This window comes from Pseudomonas sp. NPDC089534 (assembly GCF_044749305.1).
Taxonomy (GTDB): Bacteria; Pseudomonadota; Gammaproteobacteria; order Pseudomonadales; family Pseudomonadaceae; genus Aquipseudomonas; species Aquipseudomonas ekonensis.
Genome location: NZ_JBIVHR010000009.1, coordinates 80,568 through 96,304 on the forward strand (window position 1 = coordinate 80,568; position 15,737 = coordinate 96,304).

The window sequence follows — 15,737 nt, forward strand, 5'->3', positions numbered from 1 at the left end:
CGGGTTCCGGTCGTTTGCCCATGGATTTTGCCAATGCGCCCCATGCTGCGGAATCAATGACAGGCATGTCGACTATTAATGGCCGCTGATAGTCTTGTCTGGAAAGCCCAGATAGAGTTCAGGGCATTAGAGGTTACTTTGACGAGGTTTGCGATGTCCCGCACGATCCGTTTTCACAAGTTTGGTCCTGCCGAGGTGCTCAAGTGCGAAGAGCATGCGGCCGCTCAGCCAGGTCCTGGCGAAGTGCAGGTGCGTGTCGAGGCGATCGGCATCAGCTGGTATGACACCCTGTGGCGCCAGAACCTGGCGTCGTCCCAGGCCCGCCTGCCTTCGGGCCTGGGCCATGAGATGGCCGGTGTGGTCACCGCCGTCGGCGAGGGCGTGGAGGATCTGGCGGTCGGCGACAAGGTCGCAAGCTTTCCGGCCGAGAGCCCCAACGACTATCCGGTCTACGGCGAACTGATCGTGCTGCCGCGCACTGCGCTGACCCGCTATCCGGACGTGCTCACGCCAATCGAGGCCAGTGTCCATTACACACCGCTGCTGATCGCCTACTTCGCCTACATGGATCTGGCGCGGGTCAAACCCGGGCAGTTCGCCCTGGTCACCGACGCCAGCCACTGTGCGGGCCCTTCGTTTGTCCAGCTGGGCAAGGCGCTCGGCGTCAAGGTGATCGCCGCGACCAAAACGGCCGAAGAGCGTGAGTATCTGCTGTCGCTGGGGGCCGAGAAGGTCATCGTCACCGAAGAGGAAGACCTGTTGACCCGGGTCAACAAGATCACCGACAACCGTGGTGTCGAGATGGTGTTCGACGGCCTCGGCGGTCCGCAGATGTCGTTGCTCGGCGATGTGCTGGCGCCCCGCGGCAGCCTGGTGCTGTACGGTCTGCAGGGCGGCAACCAGACGCCGTTCCCGGCCTGTGCCGCCTTTCAGAAGAACATCCAGTTCTTCGTGCACTGCATCGGCAACTTCACCGGCAAGCCTGAGCTGGGCATCAAGCAGGACGGCGACGCGCTGCAGCGGGCCCTACGCGACATCAACCAGTTCACCGCCGACCGGGTGCTGGTGCCGCTCAAGACCCGAGTGTTCCCGTTCGACCAGTTCGTCGAGGCCCACCGCTACATGGATGAGTGCCCTTGCCGCGAACGCGTGGCGCTGCAGGTCGAAACGGCCTGACCTCTCCAGTCCGGAGTCCGTGGCCCCACGGACTCCTTACGCTGCCTGACCTTTCTGCGAGACCTTTGCCGGCGCCAGTCCGGAACCGTTCAGCAACTGAACCGGTTTTTACTCTCGATCTGTATCTTCTAATCGTCCTTTAAGCCCTGATAATTGAATGATTACTTTCATCTCAAGGAATGAGCCATGTCTGTGCATTCTGTTTATTTAGGGCGAATATCATCTGCTGTCTTTTTGCGAGACGCCTATTCTTGTTTAAAAGTTGTAGGTGGCCTGCGAAACGCGTTCTTTATTTCTTGTGATCACTGTCTGTGGGACTCTGTAAGAAGTTTCCTAGGACAATGTTCAGTTCCGCTAAAACCCTTGCTGTGCCTGGCTTGCGCTGGTTTTGTCGGGCTCAGCACGCTCAAGTGTTTCAAATAACTACGAAATCCTAAGTGTTAGGATCAAGCGTCTATTTATTAGTGATGAATAACTCCGTGTCTGTTCGACGGCGGCGGAGTATGAACTTTTTGCACCGGGTAAGAGACTGATGAGCACAATCCATGATCAGGCAATGAATTATGTCTACCAGCAAGTGCTGCAACGCTTGTTGAGCTTTTTCTCCCGCGCGGAACGCACGGCCCTGCAACTCCTGATTCAGCGGCTGGTCGTTGCCGCAGGCGGCGGTGAACGCATCGGCGAGTTCAAGGTGCTCGTCATCCAGACCGGCACACGTGACAGCTGCTATGCGCTGGCGATGCTCAGGGCTGCGCAACTGAGCATCGCCGGGCGCGCGCCGGCCACCTTTCAGCTGCGTGTGGCGACGTTGCGCTACGACGGCAACGGGGTCGCCGCGCTCGAGAACATGCACCGCAGCTACGGCGCGCTCTTCCTTTACGACGATCCGCGTGTCGAGTTGCTGATGGTCGATCACCGCGAGGTGTTGCCTTTCGATCACCAGGCACCGATCACCGAAAGCGGCAGCGAGGCCAACCGCATCAATCTGTTGATGGTGGGGCATCGCCGGGCCTGGGGCGAAGCGCTGGAGCTGTGGGACGACCGTTACCTGGCGACAGCGGAGTTCTACGGCCAGATCGCCCGGTGGAGCAACGGCGTCGATGTCCTGGCCGGCTGCGATAGCGCGGCGCGTCAGAAGCGCTTCATCGACGGGCTGGGCCGTGCGGTGCGCAAGGTCGGCATCGGGCCGCTGGCGGCCAATGCCGGCAGCTACGAGCAGTTGTTTTCGCTGCTCGACGGCCTCGATGGCGACTGCTACCGCCGGCTCTACACCGAACCTGAGCGGATGCCGTGGCGCCCGGAAGGGCAGTTCGAGGCCTGCCGCCGCACCCTGTTCATCGATATTCACGACATCCTGGTCGCAAAGCTGGACGAGCGCTGGCCGCTGCTCAGCGAGTTCCTCGGGTTTCAGTCGGACGAGTGGACCCAGGCGCTCTTTGAGGACGAATGGCAGGATCCGCTGGTCGACGCCTACCTGTGCGGCCTGGAGGCTGAGTTCGTGGAGGGGCTCGGTTACGGGGCCGGTGTCCAGGCGTATGTGCAGCGGAGCCTGGCGGCCATGCGTCGCAGGCAGGTGCCGGAGCCGGTCTGCGAGTATCTGGTCGCGACGTTCGGCAAGCCGCAGGGCTTCGAGGAGCAGAGAAAGCAGGCCCTTGTCAGCCTTCAGGCGCGTTTTGGCCTGACCGAGAGCCAGATCGTCTGCCTGCTGTTCGCACCGTTCATCGACGGCGGCGCCGGCCTGGAGCGCTTTCTGCGTTCCTGTCATCCGGGCATGCTGGTGGCGATGCCGGACCTGCATCGCGCCATGCAGGGGCTGCACGCCCCGGAACAGGTGCTGCAGTGGATGACCGAGGTCAGCGGGTTGCCTGTCAGGCTCATCGGTCGCCTGTACGCCATGGAACCCATGCCGGCGTCGCCGCCGTCGCTCGGGAGCGCGCCTGGCAATGAGGCGTCGCAGGGCGGGCAAGCGCTCGGGGGCGAACGCTCCCAGGAAGGTTAGGGTGGGTGTCCTGTCCGACGGCGCCCGGGCATCCGGGGCCGGTCGCCCATGAAAGTGCCGCGGGACACCGACTTCGCGTATCAGGCGGTCTACCGCTATCTGACGCAGTTGATGGCCGATTCCGGTTCCGGCGGCCATGTCCGTTTGCCGTCATTGCGGCAACTGGCCGAACGGCTGAACGTGTCGATTTCGACGATCCAGTACGCCTACGCATTGCTCGAGAAGGAAGGGCGGGTCTATTCGGTCGCAAAGTCCGGCTACTTCGCCCGGGCTGTCGCGACGGTGCCGTCAACCGACAGCGGCCGCGATCTGCTCGAAACCGTCTATGTGAGTGCCCGGCGGCCCGGCATGAAGGTTCTGAGCGGCGACGAGCCCGCTTCGGCCCAGCCGTTGGACAGCCCGTTGCTGGTGCTGGAGCGGGAGCTGCTCCGTCAGTATCCACGCCAGTCGCAGTGGTTGGCCCAGCCTTGCGGCGAGCAGCAGTTGCGGGCGGCGTTGGCGGCCCGTTACACCACGTCGCCCCGGCAATGCTGGCATGCGGACGATGTCTATGTCGGCGCGGACTTGCGCGGCGTGCTGGAGGTCCTGATCGCCGTGCTGGGGCTCAAGCACGCCACCCTGGTGGTCGAGTCGCCGTGCGATTGGGTGATTCTGCGCCTGTTGCAGTCCGCGCAGGTGCAGGTGATCGAATTGCCCTTGCAGAGCGAAGGCGGGCTGGATGCGCAACGCCTGGAGGACTTGCTCAAGACCCGGTCGGTGGCCTTGATTCTGTTGTCCGCTGGGTTGAGCATGCCGCGGGGCAGTCAGGTGCCGGCGGACAACCGGCAGTCCATCGCCCGTCTGCTGGCGCAGCATGGCACCTGGGTGCTGGAAAACGATTGCTACAGCGAACTGGACGAAGGTCTCGACCGGATGCGCCTGCGCGACTTGCTGGATCCCGACCGCCTGCTTGTCTTCTCCACCTTCGAGACGTTCATCGGTGCCGAAGCGCCCTACGGTTACCTGCTGTCGCGGCAGTGGCGGGCGGAGCTGCAGCGGCATTTCCTGCTGCGCTCCTTTCGCCTGTCGCCCATCCGGCAGAAAGCGATTGCGCGTCTGTACGGCAGCGGACGCATCGACCAGCACCTGCTGTCGTTGCGCCACCTGCTCAGGGAGCGCCGCACGCCCATGGTCGACCTGCTGCGCGAGCGGCTGGGGGAAACCTTGCAGGTGGTCGAGCCCCAGGGCGGGGCAACGCTCTGGGCCCGTGTCGGGCGTCCGGTGGACATGCGCAATGTCTTCCGGCGCCTGCTCAAGCAGCAGGTGGTGATTGCCCCCGGCGAGCTGTTCAGCCTGCGGGGCCTGCATGCCCAGCACCTGCGTCTGAGTCCCCTGGGCCTCGACGATCAGGACATGCCGGGCACTATCGGCCTGCTGGCTGATGCCCTGCGCCTGGCGCCGCTGGAGTGACCGGCAAAAAACATTAATTGTTGTCAGGATCGATCCCATCGCACTGCGGTCGAAGTGCCAGTAAACTGCGCGGTATTTCCTGAACCACTCTATTCCAGAGGTTTTGCATGACACTCAGTCCTTTTGCGGGCAAACCGGCACCGGCAGATCTGTTGGTCGACATCCCGCGACTGGTAACGGCCTACTACACAGGCCAACCGGATGCTTCGGTCTCCACCCAGCGCGTGGCGTTCGGCACTTCCGGGCACCGGGGCAGCTCCTTCGACCTGAGTTTCAACGAGTGGCACGTTCTGGCCATCAGCCAGGCGATCTGCCTGTACCGCGAAGCCCAGGGCATCACCGGGCCGCTGTTCGTCGGCATCGACACCCACGCGCTGTCGACCCCGGCCGGGGCCAGCGCCCTGGAAGTGCTGGCGGCCAACGGCGTGACGGTCATGATCGCCGCCGGCGACGAATACACGCCGACCCCGGCGGTGTCCCACGCGATCCTCTGCTACAACCGCGGGCGCACGTCCGGCCTGGCCGACGGCATCGTCATCACCCCGTCGCACAACCCGCCGCAGAGCGGCGGCTACAAATACAACCCGACCAACGGCGGCCCGGCCGACACCCACATCACCAAGTGGATCGAGGCCAAGGCCAACGAACTGCTGGCCAACAAACTGGCCGGGGTCAAGCGCATCAGCTACGAGCAGGCGCTCAAGGCGAGCACTACGCACCGCCACGACTACGTCAACACCTACGTGGCCGACCTGATCAACGTCATCGACTTCGACGCCATCCGCGACGCCAAGCTGCGCCTGGGCGTCGATCCGCTGGGTGGAGCAGGGGTGCGCTACTGGTCGGCCATCGCCGAACACTACCGCCTGGACCTGGATGTGGTGAACAAGCAGGTCGATTCGACCTTCCGCTTCATGACGGTCGACTGGGACGGCCAGATCCGCATGGATCCGTCCTCCAGCCACGCCATGCAGGGCCTGATCGGCCTCAAGGAACGCTTCGACGTGGCGTTCGCCTGCGACCCGGACCATGACCGTCACGGCATCGTCACCCCGAGCGGCGGCCTGCTGGCGCCGAACAACTACCTGGCCGTGGCCATCGACTACCTGTTCCAGAACCGTCCGCAATGGCGCGCCGACGCCGCCGTCGGCAAGACCGTGGTCAGCAGCGGGCTGATCGACCGTGTGGCCAAGCGTCTGGGCCGCCGTCTGTACGAGGTGCCGGTGGGCTTCAAATGGTTCGCTGACGGCCTGTTCGACGGCTCGCTCGGCTTCGGCGGCGAAGAAAGCGCCGGTGCCTCGTTCCTGCGCAAGGACGGCGGCGTCTGGAGCACCGACAAGGACGGTCTGATCCCGTCGCTGCTGGCCGCCGAAATGACCGCCCGCACCGGTCGCGATCCGAGCCAGGCCTACCGGGCGCTGACCGACGAACTGGGTGAGCCGTTCTCGGTGCGCGTGGACGCCAAGGCCAACCCTGAGCAGAAAGCGCTGCTGAGCAAGCTGTCGCCGCAGCAGGTCACCTCGACCGAACTGGCGGGCGAGAAGATCCAGAGCATCCTCAGCCACGCGCCGGGCAACGACCAGGCCATCGGCGGCCTGAAAGTGATGACCGAGAACGGCTGGTTCGCGGCACGTCCGTCGGGCACCGAAGACATCTACAAGATCTACGCCGAAAGCTTCATCGGCGACGACCACCTCAAGCAACTGGTGGCCGAGGCGCAGACCCTGGTGGACGGTGCGATCAGCGCGAAGTGAACGACAGGCACCATAAGACCTGTGGGAGCGAGCCTGCTCGCGATAGCGATCTGTCAGCCGCATCAATGCTGAATGTGCTGGCCTCATCGCGAGCAGGCCCGCTCCCGCAGAGGGTGTAAAAAAGGGGCGACTATCACGGTCGCCCCTTTTTTTTGCCTGCAATCCGGCCGTCAGGCCAGATCCACCAGGACGATCTCGCTGTCTTCGATGGCGGTGACGGTCAACACCTGCTCCTGGGCCACCGCGACGCCGTCCCGGGCCTGGGCGCGCAGGCCGTTGACGTCGATCACGCCGGTGGCCGGCACCAGGTAGGCGCGGCGTCCTGCGTCCAGACGGTATTGCGCCGTCTCGCCGGCCTTGAGGTTGGCGGCCACCAGGCGGGCATCGGCGCGGATGCGCAGGCTCTGGTCATCGCCGTCCTTGCCGCTGGCCAGCGTCACGAAGCCCTCGCGCTCGCCCTTGGGAAAGGGCTTGGCGCCCCAGGACGGCGGTGCGCCGGTTTCGGTCGGCAGAATCCAGATCTGGAAGATCTTGGTGTCGCTCGCTTCCAGGTTGTATTCGCTGTGCGCGATGCCGGTGCCGGCGCTCATCACCTGCACATCGCCCGCTTCGGTGCGGCCCTTGTTGCCCAGGTTGTCCTGGTGGCTGATCGCGCCTTCACGGACATAGGTGATGATTTCCATGTCCCGGTGCGGGTGGGTGGGGAAGCCGGTGCCGGGCGCGATGATGTCGTCGTTCCACACGCGCAGGTTGCCCCAGCTCATCCGTTGCGGGTCGTAGTATTCGGCGAACGAGAAATGGTGATGGGCATCCAGCCAGCCGTGATGGGCGCCGCCCAGCGAGCTGAAAGGTCGGAGTTCAAGCATGGTCGTTATCCTCGATAGGTTCCCGGGAGCAGCGGGGGAATGACGGGCATCATCTATCAGGGAGTCATCGATAAAAAGCGTAAAAAATGCGCCATAACAATCGAATAATCTGATCTTGATAAGGCTCGAAACCGTCTCACCCAGCCTTCAGTTCATCGCCTAAGTCCATGACCCGCAAGCATTTCGCTAGAACTCGAAAGCAAATGAAGACACCATAGCGTCCAACCGTTCAGCTTCCGGAGTCCGTCAGCGTGGCGCAATACACCCCCGATCTTCCTCCCGAACTTCGCCCCTTGGCCGAGATGCCGTGGTTCAAGCGTCTGGCTGCCCGATTCCTGGGGCACGGCCTGACCCGCTTGCGCGCACAGCACCGTTACTCCTGGCTGCACGGCCAGGCCGACGGCTTTCGCAGCGGTCACACCGCCGGCGTGGAGTACGGCTACAAGGAAGGCCGGCAGGACGGGCTGGAAGAAGGGCGTCAGGTCCTGTTGATCCGTGACAGCCGCAGCACTGAGCATCGGCCGCCAGGCATCGACGATCATTTGTTCGACGACTGGCGCCTGCCGCTCAGCCCTGAGCTGAAGAAGCGGATGAAGGCGGATGTGGCGCGCCTGTTGCCGCCCCACGCCCAGCCCAGCACGGCGCAGTGGAAGATGATCTTCAGCGATACGCCGTCGACCTCGGTGGTGGCCGGCGCCGGTGCCGGCAAGTCGACGACCTTGGTGCTGCGCATTCTGATGCTGACGCATTACCTGGGCTTTGAGCTCGACTCGATGACCGTGGTCACCTTCACCCGTGAGTCGCGGCGGGACTTCATCAAGAAACTGATCGAATTGTTTGCGTTGTGGGGGCGGGCGCTGGAGCAGAAGCAGGCGCGCGACCTGGTGCGCACCTTTCACTCGCTCATCCTGCCGATGGTGCGCAGTCTTCCCGGCTTCGAGCGTTTGCAGGCGTTCGAGAACCTCAGCCATCGACCGCAGGGCGGCGATGAGGAGGCGGACAGCAACCCGTTCGACCTGCGCATCAACGACGCCCAGCGTCAGCGGCTCAATGCCTGTTACCACCGCCTCTACAACGAAGATGAGCGCTTCCGTCAGTTGATCCAGCCACTGTCGCGCCATGCCTTGCAGCTCAAGGAACTGGAGCGCGATCACCCGGACGTGCAGAAGCGTGTGGCGGTGACCGAACTGGCCGCCAAGCGTGACGAAGAGTTGTGCGATGTGATCGAGGATCTGTGGTTCCGCGCCGGGGCCTGGCCGATCAAGGGGATCGAACCGAACCGCCAGGCATTCGAGATCAATGGCGCCCGGCTCCACTGCCACGGCTATGTTCCGAGCCTGGATGCCTGGGTCGTGCTCGGTTTCGACCCGGGCGAAAACCCGCAGGCCTGTCGCCCGAACGCCAAGCTCACGGTGCGCGCAGAGTGGGCGGTCAAGCGCACCCTGTTTCAAGCTTTCTGTCGTAAGCCATTGATTTGGTTAGATAGTTACGAATCATCAAGACGGGTTTTGGCCACGTTGGCAGGGGATGCGAGCGCCGGCCCCGGCTTCGACTACAAGGTCAAGGGCGAGCTGGTCTCGGCGCCGCTGCTTGATTGTTTCGTCGGCGCCGCTGGCTTCATCGAGAACCTGGGCCTGGACGTGCCGGACGCGGTCGGCCGCATGACGTTTGCCAAGGACGATCCCGACCGGTTTTTCTTCGAGGCCCTGAGCCTGTTCTGGCGCGCGCTGGAGGATCACCTGCTGGACCAGAAGCCGCCGGTCATGACCTACAACCGTATGTTCGCGCTGTTCAGCGAGCACTCGCCGGAAAACCTGAAGCTGCTCGGCGACGAATTGCTGCGGCCGATGTCGCACCTGATGATCGACGAATTCCAGGACGTTTCGCCGCAGATCGTTTCATGGATCCGGGCCAGCCTGAGCGAAATCCGCAGCCGCGGGCCGTCCATGCATGTCGGGCGGGGTGCGCAGCGTTCCTCGCTGTTGTGCGTCGGCGATGACTGGCAGTCCATCTACGGCTGGCGCGGCAGCTCGCCGAGCTACTTCATGGCGTTCAATGCGGAGTTTCCCTCGCCGGCCACCACGCGGGTGATGCTCAGCGAGAACTACCGCAGCCACCAGCACATCATCGATGCGGCTGAGCACATCGTGCGGGCGGCCCCGGCGATTCCCGGCAAGAAGGCCAAGGCCGTCGGGGAGGTGGGTGAACTGCGGCCGGTCAATGTGCTGGAGCGCGATGACCAAGCGCTGGGCCAGCACCTCGAAGAGCACTACCGCAGGGGCGACTCAATCTTGATGCTTTATCGAAAAAGCAGCGATAAGTCATTGATAGAACAGCATATTCAGTCTGTAGTTAATGTGGATTCTAGCTTGCCGTTCGAAGCCCGGCGCCTCAAGCAACTGACCTTCCACAGCGCCAAGGGCTTGCAGGCCGATGCGGTCTTCCTGCTGGGGGATTGCCAGCATTTGACCAGTTCGCCCTACAAGAATCAGGTCTACCGCATGGCGGGTCTGGGCAAGGCCGGCGACAGCGAGCCTTACGACAGCGCGCAGAAGGATGAAGTCCTGCGTCTGGCGTATGTCGGCATCACCCGCGCCGTCAGCCACTGCTACTGGTATGTCGAGCCACGGGACGGCCAGGCGGTGAACATGCCCCGAGCTTCGGACAGGGTTGACGCGAGCAAGCCGTTCTTCGCCGACCGTCGGCTGGACAAAAAGCCTGCGTAACTCATCCAGCCAACAAAAAGCCCGCTATCGCTAGCGGGCTTTTTGTTTGTAAATCATAAGGTTAGGCGTAGTTTCTCAACGACTCCGGAGGAGTGAACGTGTCCAGCTCGTCCTCGACGGCCTCGATTATTCGCTCGACATCGGCAGCGTTCATCACGGTGGCGCAGGGAATGCCGGCGATCGCGATCAGGGTTTCGCCGCTGGCGCGATCGAACAGACGGGCGACCATGCTGCCCGGCGCGTCCATCGTCGCCTCGAATCCCATGGGATGAAAATGCCAGCGCATCAGCTGGCAGGCGTTGGGAAAGGTGACTTTGCTTGAGGCTCTATTCATGTGTTGCCCGCCTTCTTCATCGAGCGCTTCCGTTTGCTCAGGGTAGGTGGGAAGAGCCTTCATTGGCTCAACCGGTGGATGCCATTAAAAGTAGCATCTGGATGTGAAAATCCTGTGAGAATTTTCAGGCCGTTTGGCGATTGCGCGGATTATTTTGATGTAAGTCACGAACCATACGGCCTGGGCCGACGAAGCGTCACCGCGGTCCGGTCATTGCCCGGGCGTCTGAAGTTGGGCAAGCTCGGTGCTTTTGGCAGAGACCCTTATGCACGCCGATGACGACGGCCCGGAGCAGTCCCCGGCCACCCGCGAAACGGTCATGCGCTATCACCTGAGCTGGAAACGCCGGGATCTGGACAGCGTGATGGCGCTCTACCATCCGGCCATCGAGTACAACGACTTCTTCCAGAACCGCGTGCTCGGGCTCGACGAGCTGCGCGAGTACGTGCGGGTCAGCATGCCGCGTGAATCCGACGAAGCGCTGGAGCATTGCGACCGGATCCGCATCGACGGCAACACCGCGTTCATCCAGTACGAGGTGACGTTGCGCGGAGGCGAAGGCCTGGTGTCGTTCCGCTCCAGCGAAGCGATCACGGTCAAGGACGGGTTGATCTGGCGCGTCAACGAATACGCCTCGCTGGTGCGCGAAACGGCCGCCGCGGCGCAGACGGCGAATCGGCGTCCGGCGGCCAGCCGCCTGGGATTGTCGCCGCGTCAGTTGAGCTTCATGGCGGATGACCTGCAAAGCTATTTCCAGCGCCAGCAACCGTACCTCGACCCGGAACTGGACCTGCAACGGGTGGCGAAGGAGTGCGGGTACAGCCGCAATCAGATTTCCTACCTACTCAATCAGGTGCTGGGGCAAAGCTTCTACCGCTACGTCAATCAGGCGCGCCTGCAGCATTTGCTGCGGGGCCTGGACAGCGCCACGCCGCCGCTGCGCATCGACGAGTTGGCCTTCGCCGCAGGATTCAACTCGCTGTCGGCGTTCTACAGCTGTTTTCGCCAGCACACCGGGCAGTCGCCCAAGGCTTACGCCAAACAAATTTCTTTGCGGGCACGCGCGCAAGACAGCCCTTGAGTCCAGCCACTAGGATCGACGCCATCGATATTTTGATTGGCGGAGTCTTGCATGCCGGCGTGGCGCAACATCAGTTTGTGGATGGACCAGCTCGATGAGCCGCTGACCGCACGGCCGGCGCTGGAGCGGGATCTGGACGTCGACGTGGCAATCATCGGCGCCGGCTACACCGGGCTCTGGACCGCGTACTACCTGAAGAAGCGGGCGCCGGGCCTGGACATCGCCATCGTCGAGGCGCAGACCGCCGGGTTCGGCGCGTCCGGGCGCAACGGCGGCTGGCTGATGGGCAACCTGTTGGGCGAGGACCGGTTGCTGGCCGGGCTTTCTCCGCAAGAGCGCCGGGCGTCCTATGACCTGTTGCACGGCATTCCCGACGAGGTAGAAATCGTCCTCGAACGCGAAGGCATCGACTGCGATTACCGCAAGGGCGGCGTGCTGTACTGCGCCGCGCGTTATCCGGAACAGGCGGCGAGCCTGCGCGAATACCTCGACAAGCTGCACGCCCAAGGCCTGGGCGACGACGACTACCGCTGGCTCACCCCGGAACAACTGACGCAGCAGATACGCGTGGCCAAGCCTTACGGCGGGATCTTCGCGCCGCACGTGGCGACCATCCACCCGGCGAAGCTGGTGCGCGGCCTGGCCCGCACCGTCCAGGGCATGGGCGTGAAGATCTACGAGAACAGCCCGGTCACCCATTGGCAGGCCGGCAGCCTGCGCACCGACAAGGCCAGCGTGCGCAGCCGCTGGATCGTGCCCGCCGTCGAAGGCTATTCGGTGACGCTGCCGCCGCTGGGCCGCTATCAGTTGCCCGTGCAAAGCCTGATCGTGGCCACCGAGCCGCTGTCGGCCGCGACCTGGGACGAGATCGGCCTCAATCGTGGCCAGGCGTTCAGCGAGTTCAGCCGGCAGGTCACCTACGGCCAGCGCAGCGCCGACAACCGCCTGATCTTCGGGGCCCGCGGCGGCTACCGGTTCGCCGGCAAGCTGCGGCACGACTTCGACCTGACCCGCGATGAAGTGCAACTGCGCCGCTATCTGTTCGGCGAACTGTTCCCGCCGCTGAAAAACGTGCAGATCACCCACGGCTGGGGCGGCAACCTCGGCATGTCCCGGCACTTCAAGCCGCACATGCTCTGCGACCGCGCCAACGGCATCGCCTTGTCCGGCGGCTACGGCGGCGAGGGCGTCGGCGCCAGCAACCTGGGCGGGCGCACCCTGGCCGATCTGATCCTGGAGCGTGACAGCGAGCTGGTGCACCAGCCCTGGGTGCTGCCGGACGGCGGGATCCACGCGCTGCGCGCCTGGGAGCCGGAACCGTGCCGGTGGCTGGGCTACAACGCGATCATCAAGAGCTTCGTCAGCGAGGATCAGACCTTGGCCAACCCGGCGTCCGCGCCCTGGCGGCGCAGACTGGCCACCCGCGTGGCCGGTTTCATGGAAGGTTTCATGCACTGAACCGCCGCTTCATTCCCAAGACAGATTCCCACGACAGGTAGCCCCATGAGCATCACACAGTTCAAAAACACCGCCGCTTTGCAGTTGGAAGAATCGAACCCGGTGGCCGTGCCTTTGGGTGCGCCGGTGGCCATCGCCTCGACCACCAGCGTGGAGCGCGACGACGGCGTCGAGACCGGCGTCTGGGAATGCACGCCCGGACGCTGGCGGCGGCAGATCACCGCCCAGGAGTTCTGCCATTTCATTTCCGGCCGCTGCACCTTCACCCCCGACGACGGCGGCGAGACCCTGCACATACAGGGCGGCGACGCCCTGATGATGCCGGCGAACACGCTCGGCGTCTGGGACATTCAGGAGACCGTGCGCAAGACCTACGTCCTGATTTTCTGACTTTCCGATCTTTGATTGCCTGCCCGCTTCCCGACAAAAAAGACAACAGCACCCACAGGTATCCCCATGATCCAGAAAACGCTCTCACTGGCGCCGCTGCTGCTGGTCGCCTCGCTCAGCCATGCGGCCGACACGGTCAAGGTCTACAACTGGTCCGACTACATTGCGCCGGACACCGCGAAGAACTTCGAGAAGGACACCGGCGTCGGGGTTACCTACGACGTCTATGACAGCAACGAAACCCTCGACGGCAAGCTGATGACCGGCAAATCCGGCTACGACGTGGTGTTTCCCTCCAACCATTTCATGGCGCGGCAGATCGAAGGCGGGGCGCTGAAGAAGCTCGACAAGAGCCGGCTGCCGAACTGGAAGAACCTCAACCCGGTGCTGCTCAAGGCCCTGCAAACCAACGATCCGGGCAACGAGCACGGCTTCCCGTACCTGTGGGGCAGCACCGGCATCGGCTACAACGTGGCCAAGGTCAAGGCGGTGCTGGGCGACAGCGCGCCGCTGGACTCCTGGGACCTGATCTTCAAGCCCGAGTACATGCAAAAGCTGCAGAAGTGCGGCGTGGCGATCCTCGACAATGGCCCGGAACTGCTGCCGGCGGCGCTCAACTACCTGGGCCTGCCGCACCACAGCAAGAACCCCGAGGACTACAAGAAGGCCGAAGCGTTGCTGATGAAGGTCCGGCCTTATGTCAGTTACTTCCATTCCTCCAAGTACACCAGTGACCTGGCCAACGGCGACATCTGCGTGGCGGTGGGCTTCTCCGGCGACATCCTGCAAGCGGAAAACCGCGCCAAGGAGGCGAAGAACGGCGTCGAGATCGGCTACTCGATCCCGAAGGAGGGCGCCGCCATCTGGTTCGACATGGTCGCCATGCCCGCCGACGCGCCTGACGAGAAGGCCGGCTACGCGTTCATGGACTACCTGCTGCGCCCGGACGTGATGGCCGGCATCAGCAACTACGTGCATTACGCCAACGGCAACGAACAGGCCGACAGCCTGATCGACCCGGCCATCAAGGGCGACACCAAGGTTTATCCGAGCCCCGAAATGATGGGCAAGCTGTTCGCGCTGGAGGCGATGCCGCTCAACATCGACCGGATCCGCACCCGCGTATGGAACAAGATCCGCACCGGCAGCTGATCCCCTCTCAAAAACTGTAGGAGCGAGCCTGCTCGCGATGCGTGGATCCACTCGACGTTCATGTTGAAGGATGCGCATCGCTGGCAGGCTCGCTCCTACAGTCGTTTCTGCACCGGCATCCGCCCGGTTGCACTAATAAAGTGCAGGAAAGTGAGACGCTTTCGACAAAAAACAATTAACCCCTATTTAATATTTAAATAAGAAATCGTCAGACAATTCGGCAAATTCACCAAAGTTCAAACATTTGTCCAACAGCACAAGCTTTGTTTACGGGAGTTTTTCGGAATAGTTCGTTTTTACTTCGAAAAAACGCTAGACGTTCGATTTCAAATTGTGTCAGGTTGCGAATGCCTTCATTGGGCGAGTGATAGGACAATCTCGCCAGAGGTTGTCGCTATCTGACAAAAACTGTTCCATTGCTAAACAAGGAAGTGTGTTTATGTCGAAAGTAAAAGCTAACGCTATTGATACGGCCGAACAGGCATTCCAGCTGTCGGCGGCACAACCCCTGGCGGCGTCCAGCACCGCCTGGAACCAGATCAATAGCTTCAGCCATCAGTACGATCGTGGCGGCAACCTCACGGTCAATGGCAAACCCTCCTATTCCGTCGACCAGGCCGCCGATTACATCCTGCGCGACGGGGCTGCCTACAAAGACTTGGACGGCAGCGGCAAGATTGAACTCACCTATACGTTCCTGACCTCGGCATCGTCCACCACGATGTACAAGCACGGGATCACCGGGTTCAGCCAGTTCAGCGCCCAGCAGAAGGCCCAGGCCGTGCTCGCCATGCAATCCTGGGCCGACGTGGCCAACGTCACCTTCACCGAGAAAGCCTCGGGCGGTGACGGCCACATGACCTTCGGCAACTACAGCGGCGGCCAGGACGGCGCGGCGGCGTTCGCCTACCTGCCAGGCACCGGCGCCGGCTATGACGGCACTTCGTGGTACTTGATCAACAGCGGCTACCAGCAGAACAAGAACCCGGACCTGAACAACTACGGCCGTCAGACCCTGACCCACGAGATCGGCCACACCCTGGGCCTGGCCCACCCCGGCGACTACAACGCCGGCAACGGCAACCCGACCTACAACGACGCCCACTACGGTCAAGACACCCGTGGCTACAGCGTCATGAGCTACTGGAGCGAAAGCAACACCAGCCAGAACTTCAGCAAGGGCGGGGTGGAGGCCTATTCGTCCGGCCCGCTGATGGATGACATCGCGGCGATCCAGAAGCTGTACGGCGCCAACCTGACCACCCGTACCGGCGACACCACCTACGGCTTCAACTCCAACGCCGGGCGCGATTTCCTCAGCGCCACGTCGTCGGCCGACAAGCTGGTGTTCT

The 15,737-nt window shown here is 62.9% G+C and carries 12 protein-coding genes; 10 read left to right on the forward strand and 2 right to left on the reverse strand.

Features of this window, described 5'->3' with window-relative positions; genetic code table 11:
* Positions 1–153 precede the first annotated feature (153 nt).
* The 4 genes from ACIP0B_RS04450 to pgm all read left to right on the forward strand — a co-directional run bounded on the left by ACIP0B_RS04450 (position 154) and on the right by pgm (position 6,378).
* The gene (locus ACIP0B_RS04450; protein WP_400830086.1) at positions 154–1,176 is read left to right on the forward strand and encodes a zinc-dependent alcohol dehydrogenase family protein; all 1,023 of its coding nucleotides are present in this window, start codon (positions 154–156) and stop codon (positions 1,174–1,176) included.
* Positions 1,177–1,708: 532 nt separating this feature from the next.
* On the forward strand, positions 1,709–3,175 hold the full coding sequence (locus ACIP0B_RS04455; RefSeq protein ID WP_400830087.1) for a hypothetical protein: 1,467 nt from the start codon (positions 1,709–1,711) through the stop codon (positions 3,173–3,175).
* Between the two features lie 48 nt (positions 3,176–3,223).
* Positions 3,224–4,624, forward strand: coding sequence for an aminotransferase class I/II-fold pyridoxal phosphate-dependent enzyme (locus tag ACIP0B_RS04460; protein WP_400830089.1), 1,401 nt, complete (start codon positions 3,224–3,226; stop codon positions 4,622–4,624).
* Positions 4,625–4,731: 107 nt separating this feature from the next.
* Positions 4,732–6,378, forward strand: a complete 1,647-nt coding sequence (pgm, locus tag ACIP0B_RS04465; RefSeq protein ID WP_400830091.1) for a phosphoglucomutase (alpha-D-glucose-1,6-bisphosphate-dependent) — start codon at positions 4,732–4,734, stop codon at positions 6,376–6,378.
* 170 nt (positions 6,379–6,548) lie between these two features.
* Here pgm and ACIP0B_RS04470 read toward each other — a convergent pair whose 3' ends face one another.
* Positions 6,549–7,244, reverse strand: a complete 696-nt coding sequence (locus tag ACIP0B_RS04470; RefSeq protein ID WP_400830093.1) for a pirin family protein — start codon at positions 7,242–7,244, stop codon at positions 6,549–6,551.
* A 251-nt stretch (positions 7,245–7,495) separates the two neighbouring features.
* Between ACIP0B_RS04470 and ACIP0B_RS04475 the strand changes: the two genes are divergently transcribed.
* On the forward strand, positions 7,496–9,970 hold the full coding sequence (locus ACIP0B_RS04475; RefSeq protein WP_400830095.1) for a UvrD-helicase domain-containing protein: 2,475 nt from the start codon (positions 7,496–7,498) through the stop codon (positions 9,968–9,970).
* A 61-nt stretch (positions 9,971–10,031) separates the two neighbouring features.
* Here the strand turns inward: ACIP0B_RS04475 and ACIP0B_RS04480 are convergent, their stop codons facing one another.
* A complete protein-coding gene (locus tag ACIP0B_RS04480) occupies positions 10,032–10,304 on the reverse strand; it encodes a DUF1652 domain-containing protein (RefSeq protein ID WP_400830106.1) in 273 nt (90 codons plus the stop codon).
* A 265-nt stretch (positions 10,305–10,569) separates the two neighbouring features.
* On the opposite strand from ACIP0B_RS04480, the gene ACIP0B_RS04485 reads away from it, so the two are divergent.
* The 5 genes from ACIP0B_RS04485 to ACIP0B_RS04505 form a co-directional block, all read left to right on the forward strand.
* A complete protein-coding gene (locus ACIP0B_RS04485) occupies positions 10,570–11,385 on the forward strand; it encodes a helix-turn-helix domain-containing protein (protein WP_400830097.1) in 816 nt (271 codons plus the stop codon).
* 51 nt (positions 11,386–11,436) lie between these two features.
* A complete protein-coding gene (locus ACIP0B_RS04490; protein WP_400830099.1) occupies positions 11,437–12,843 on the forward strand; it encodes an NAD(P)/FAD-dependent oxidoreductase in 1,407 nt (468 codons plus the stop codon).
* A 45-nt stretch (positions 12,844–12,888) separates the two neighbouring features.
* Positions 12,889–13,233 carry a cupin domain-containing protein gene (locus ACIP0B_RS04495; RefSeq protein ID WP_400830101.1) on the forward strand — a complete coding sequence of 115 codons (345 nt, stop codon included), beginning with the start codon at positions 12,889–12,891 and terminating at the stop codon, positions 13,231–13,233.
* Between the two features lie 66 nt (positions 13,234–13,299).
* On the forward strand, positions 13,300–14,385 hold the full coding sequence (locus tag ACIP0B_RS04500; RefSeq protein WP_400830102.1) for a polyamine ABC transporter substrate-binding protein: 1,086 nt from the start codon (positions 13,300–13,302) through the stop codon (positions 14,383–14,385).
* Between the two features lie 439 nt (positions 14,386–14,824).
* A partial coding sequence (locus ACIP0B_RS04505) for a M10 family metallopeptidase C-terminal domain-containing protein (RefSeq protein ID WP_400830104.1) occupies positions 14,825–15,737 on the forward strand: 913 nt, incomplete at its 3' end.

Coding starts and splice junctions, on each gene's coding strand:
- ACIP0B_RS04450 (WP_400830086.1), top strand. CDS start 154: ATGTCCCGCACGATCCGTTTTCACAAGTTTGGTCCTGCCGAGGTGCTC.
- ACIP0B_RS04460 (WP_400830089.1), top strand. CDS start 3,224: ATGAAAGTGCCGCGGGACACCGACTTCGCGTATCAGGCGGTCTACCGC.
- ACIP0B_RS04485 (WP_400830097.1), top strand. CDS start 10,570: ATGCACGCCGATGACGACGGCCCGGAGCAGTCCCCGGCCACCCGCGAA.
- ACIP0B_RS04455 (WP_400830087.1), top strand. CDS start 1,709: ATGAGCACAATCCATGATCAGGCAATGAATTATGTCTACCAGCAAGTG.
- ACIP0B_RS04470 (WP_400830093.1), bottom strand. CDS start 7,244: ATGCTTGAACTCCGACCTTTCAGCTCGCTGGGCGGCGCCCATCACGGC.
- ACIP0B_RS04495 (WP_400830101.1), top strand. CDS start 12,889: ATGAGCATCACACAGTTCAAAAACACCGCCGCTTTGCAGTTGGAAGAA.
- ACIP0B_RS04490 (WP_400830099.1), top strand. CDS start 11,437: ATGCCGGCGTGGCGCAACATCAGTTTGTGGATGGACCAGCTCGATGAG.
- ACIP0B_RS04480 (WP_400830106.1), bottom strand. CDS start 10,304: ATGAATAGAGCCTCAAGCAAAGTCACCTTTCCCAACGCCTGCCAGCTG.
- pgm (WP_400830091.1), top strand. CDS start 4,732: ATGACACTCAGTCCTTTTGCGGGCAAACCGGCACCGGCAGATCTGTTG.
- ACIP0B_RS04500 (WP_400830102.1), top strand. CDS start 13,300: ATGATCCAGAAAACGCTCTCACTGGCGCCGCTGCTGCTGGTCGCCTCG.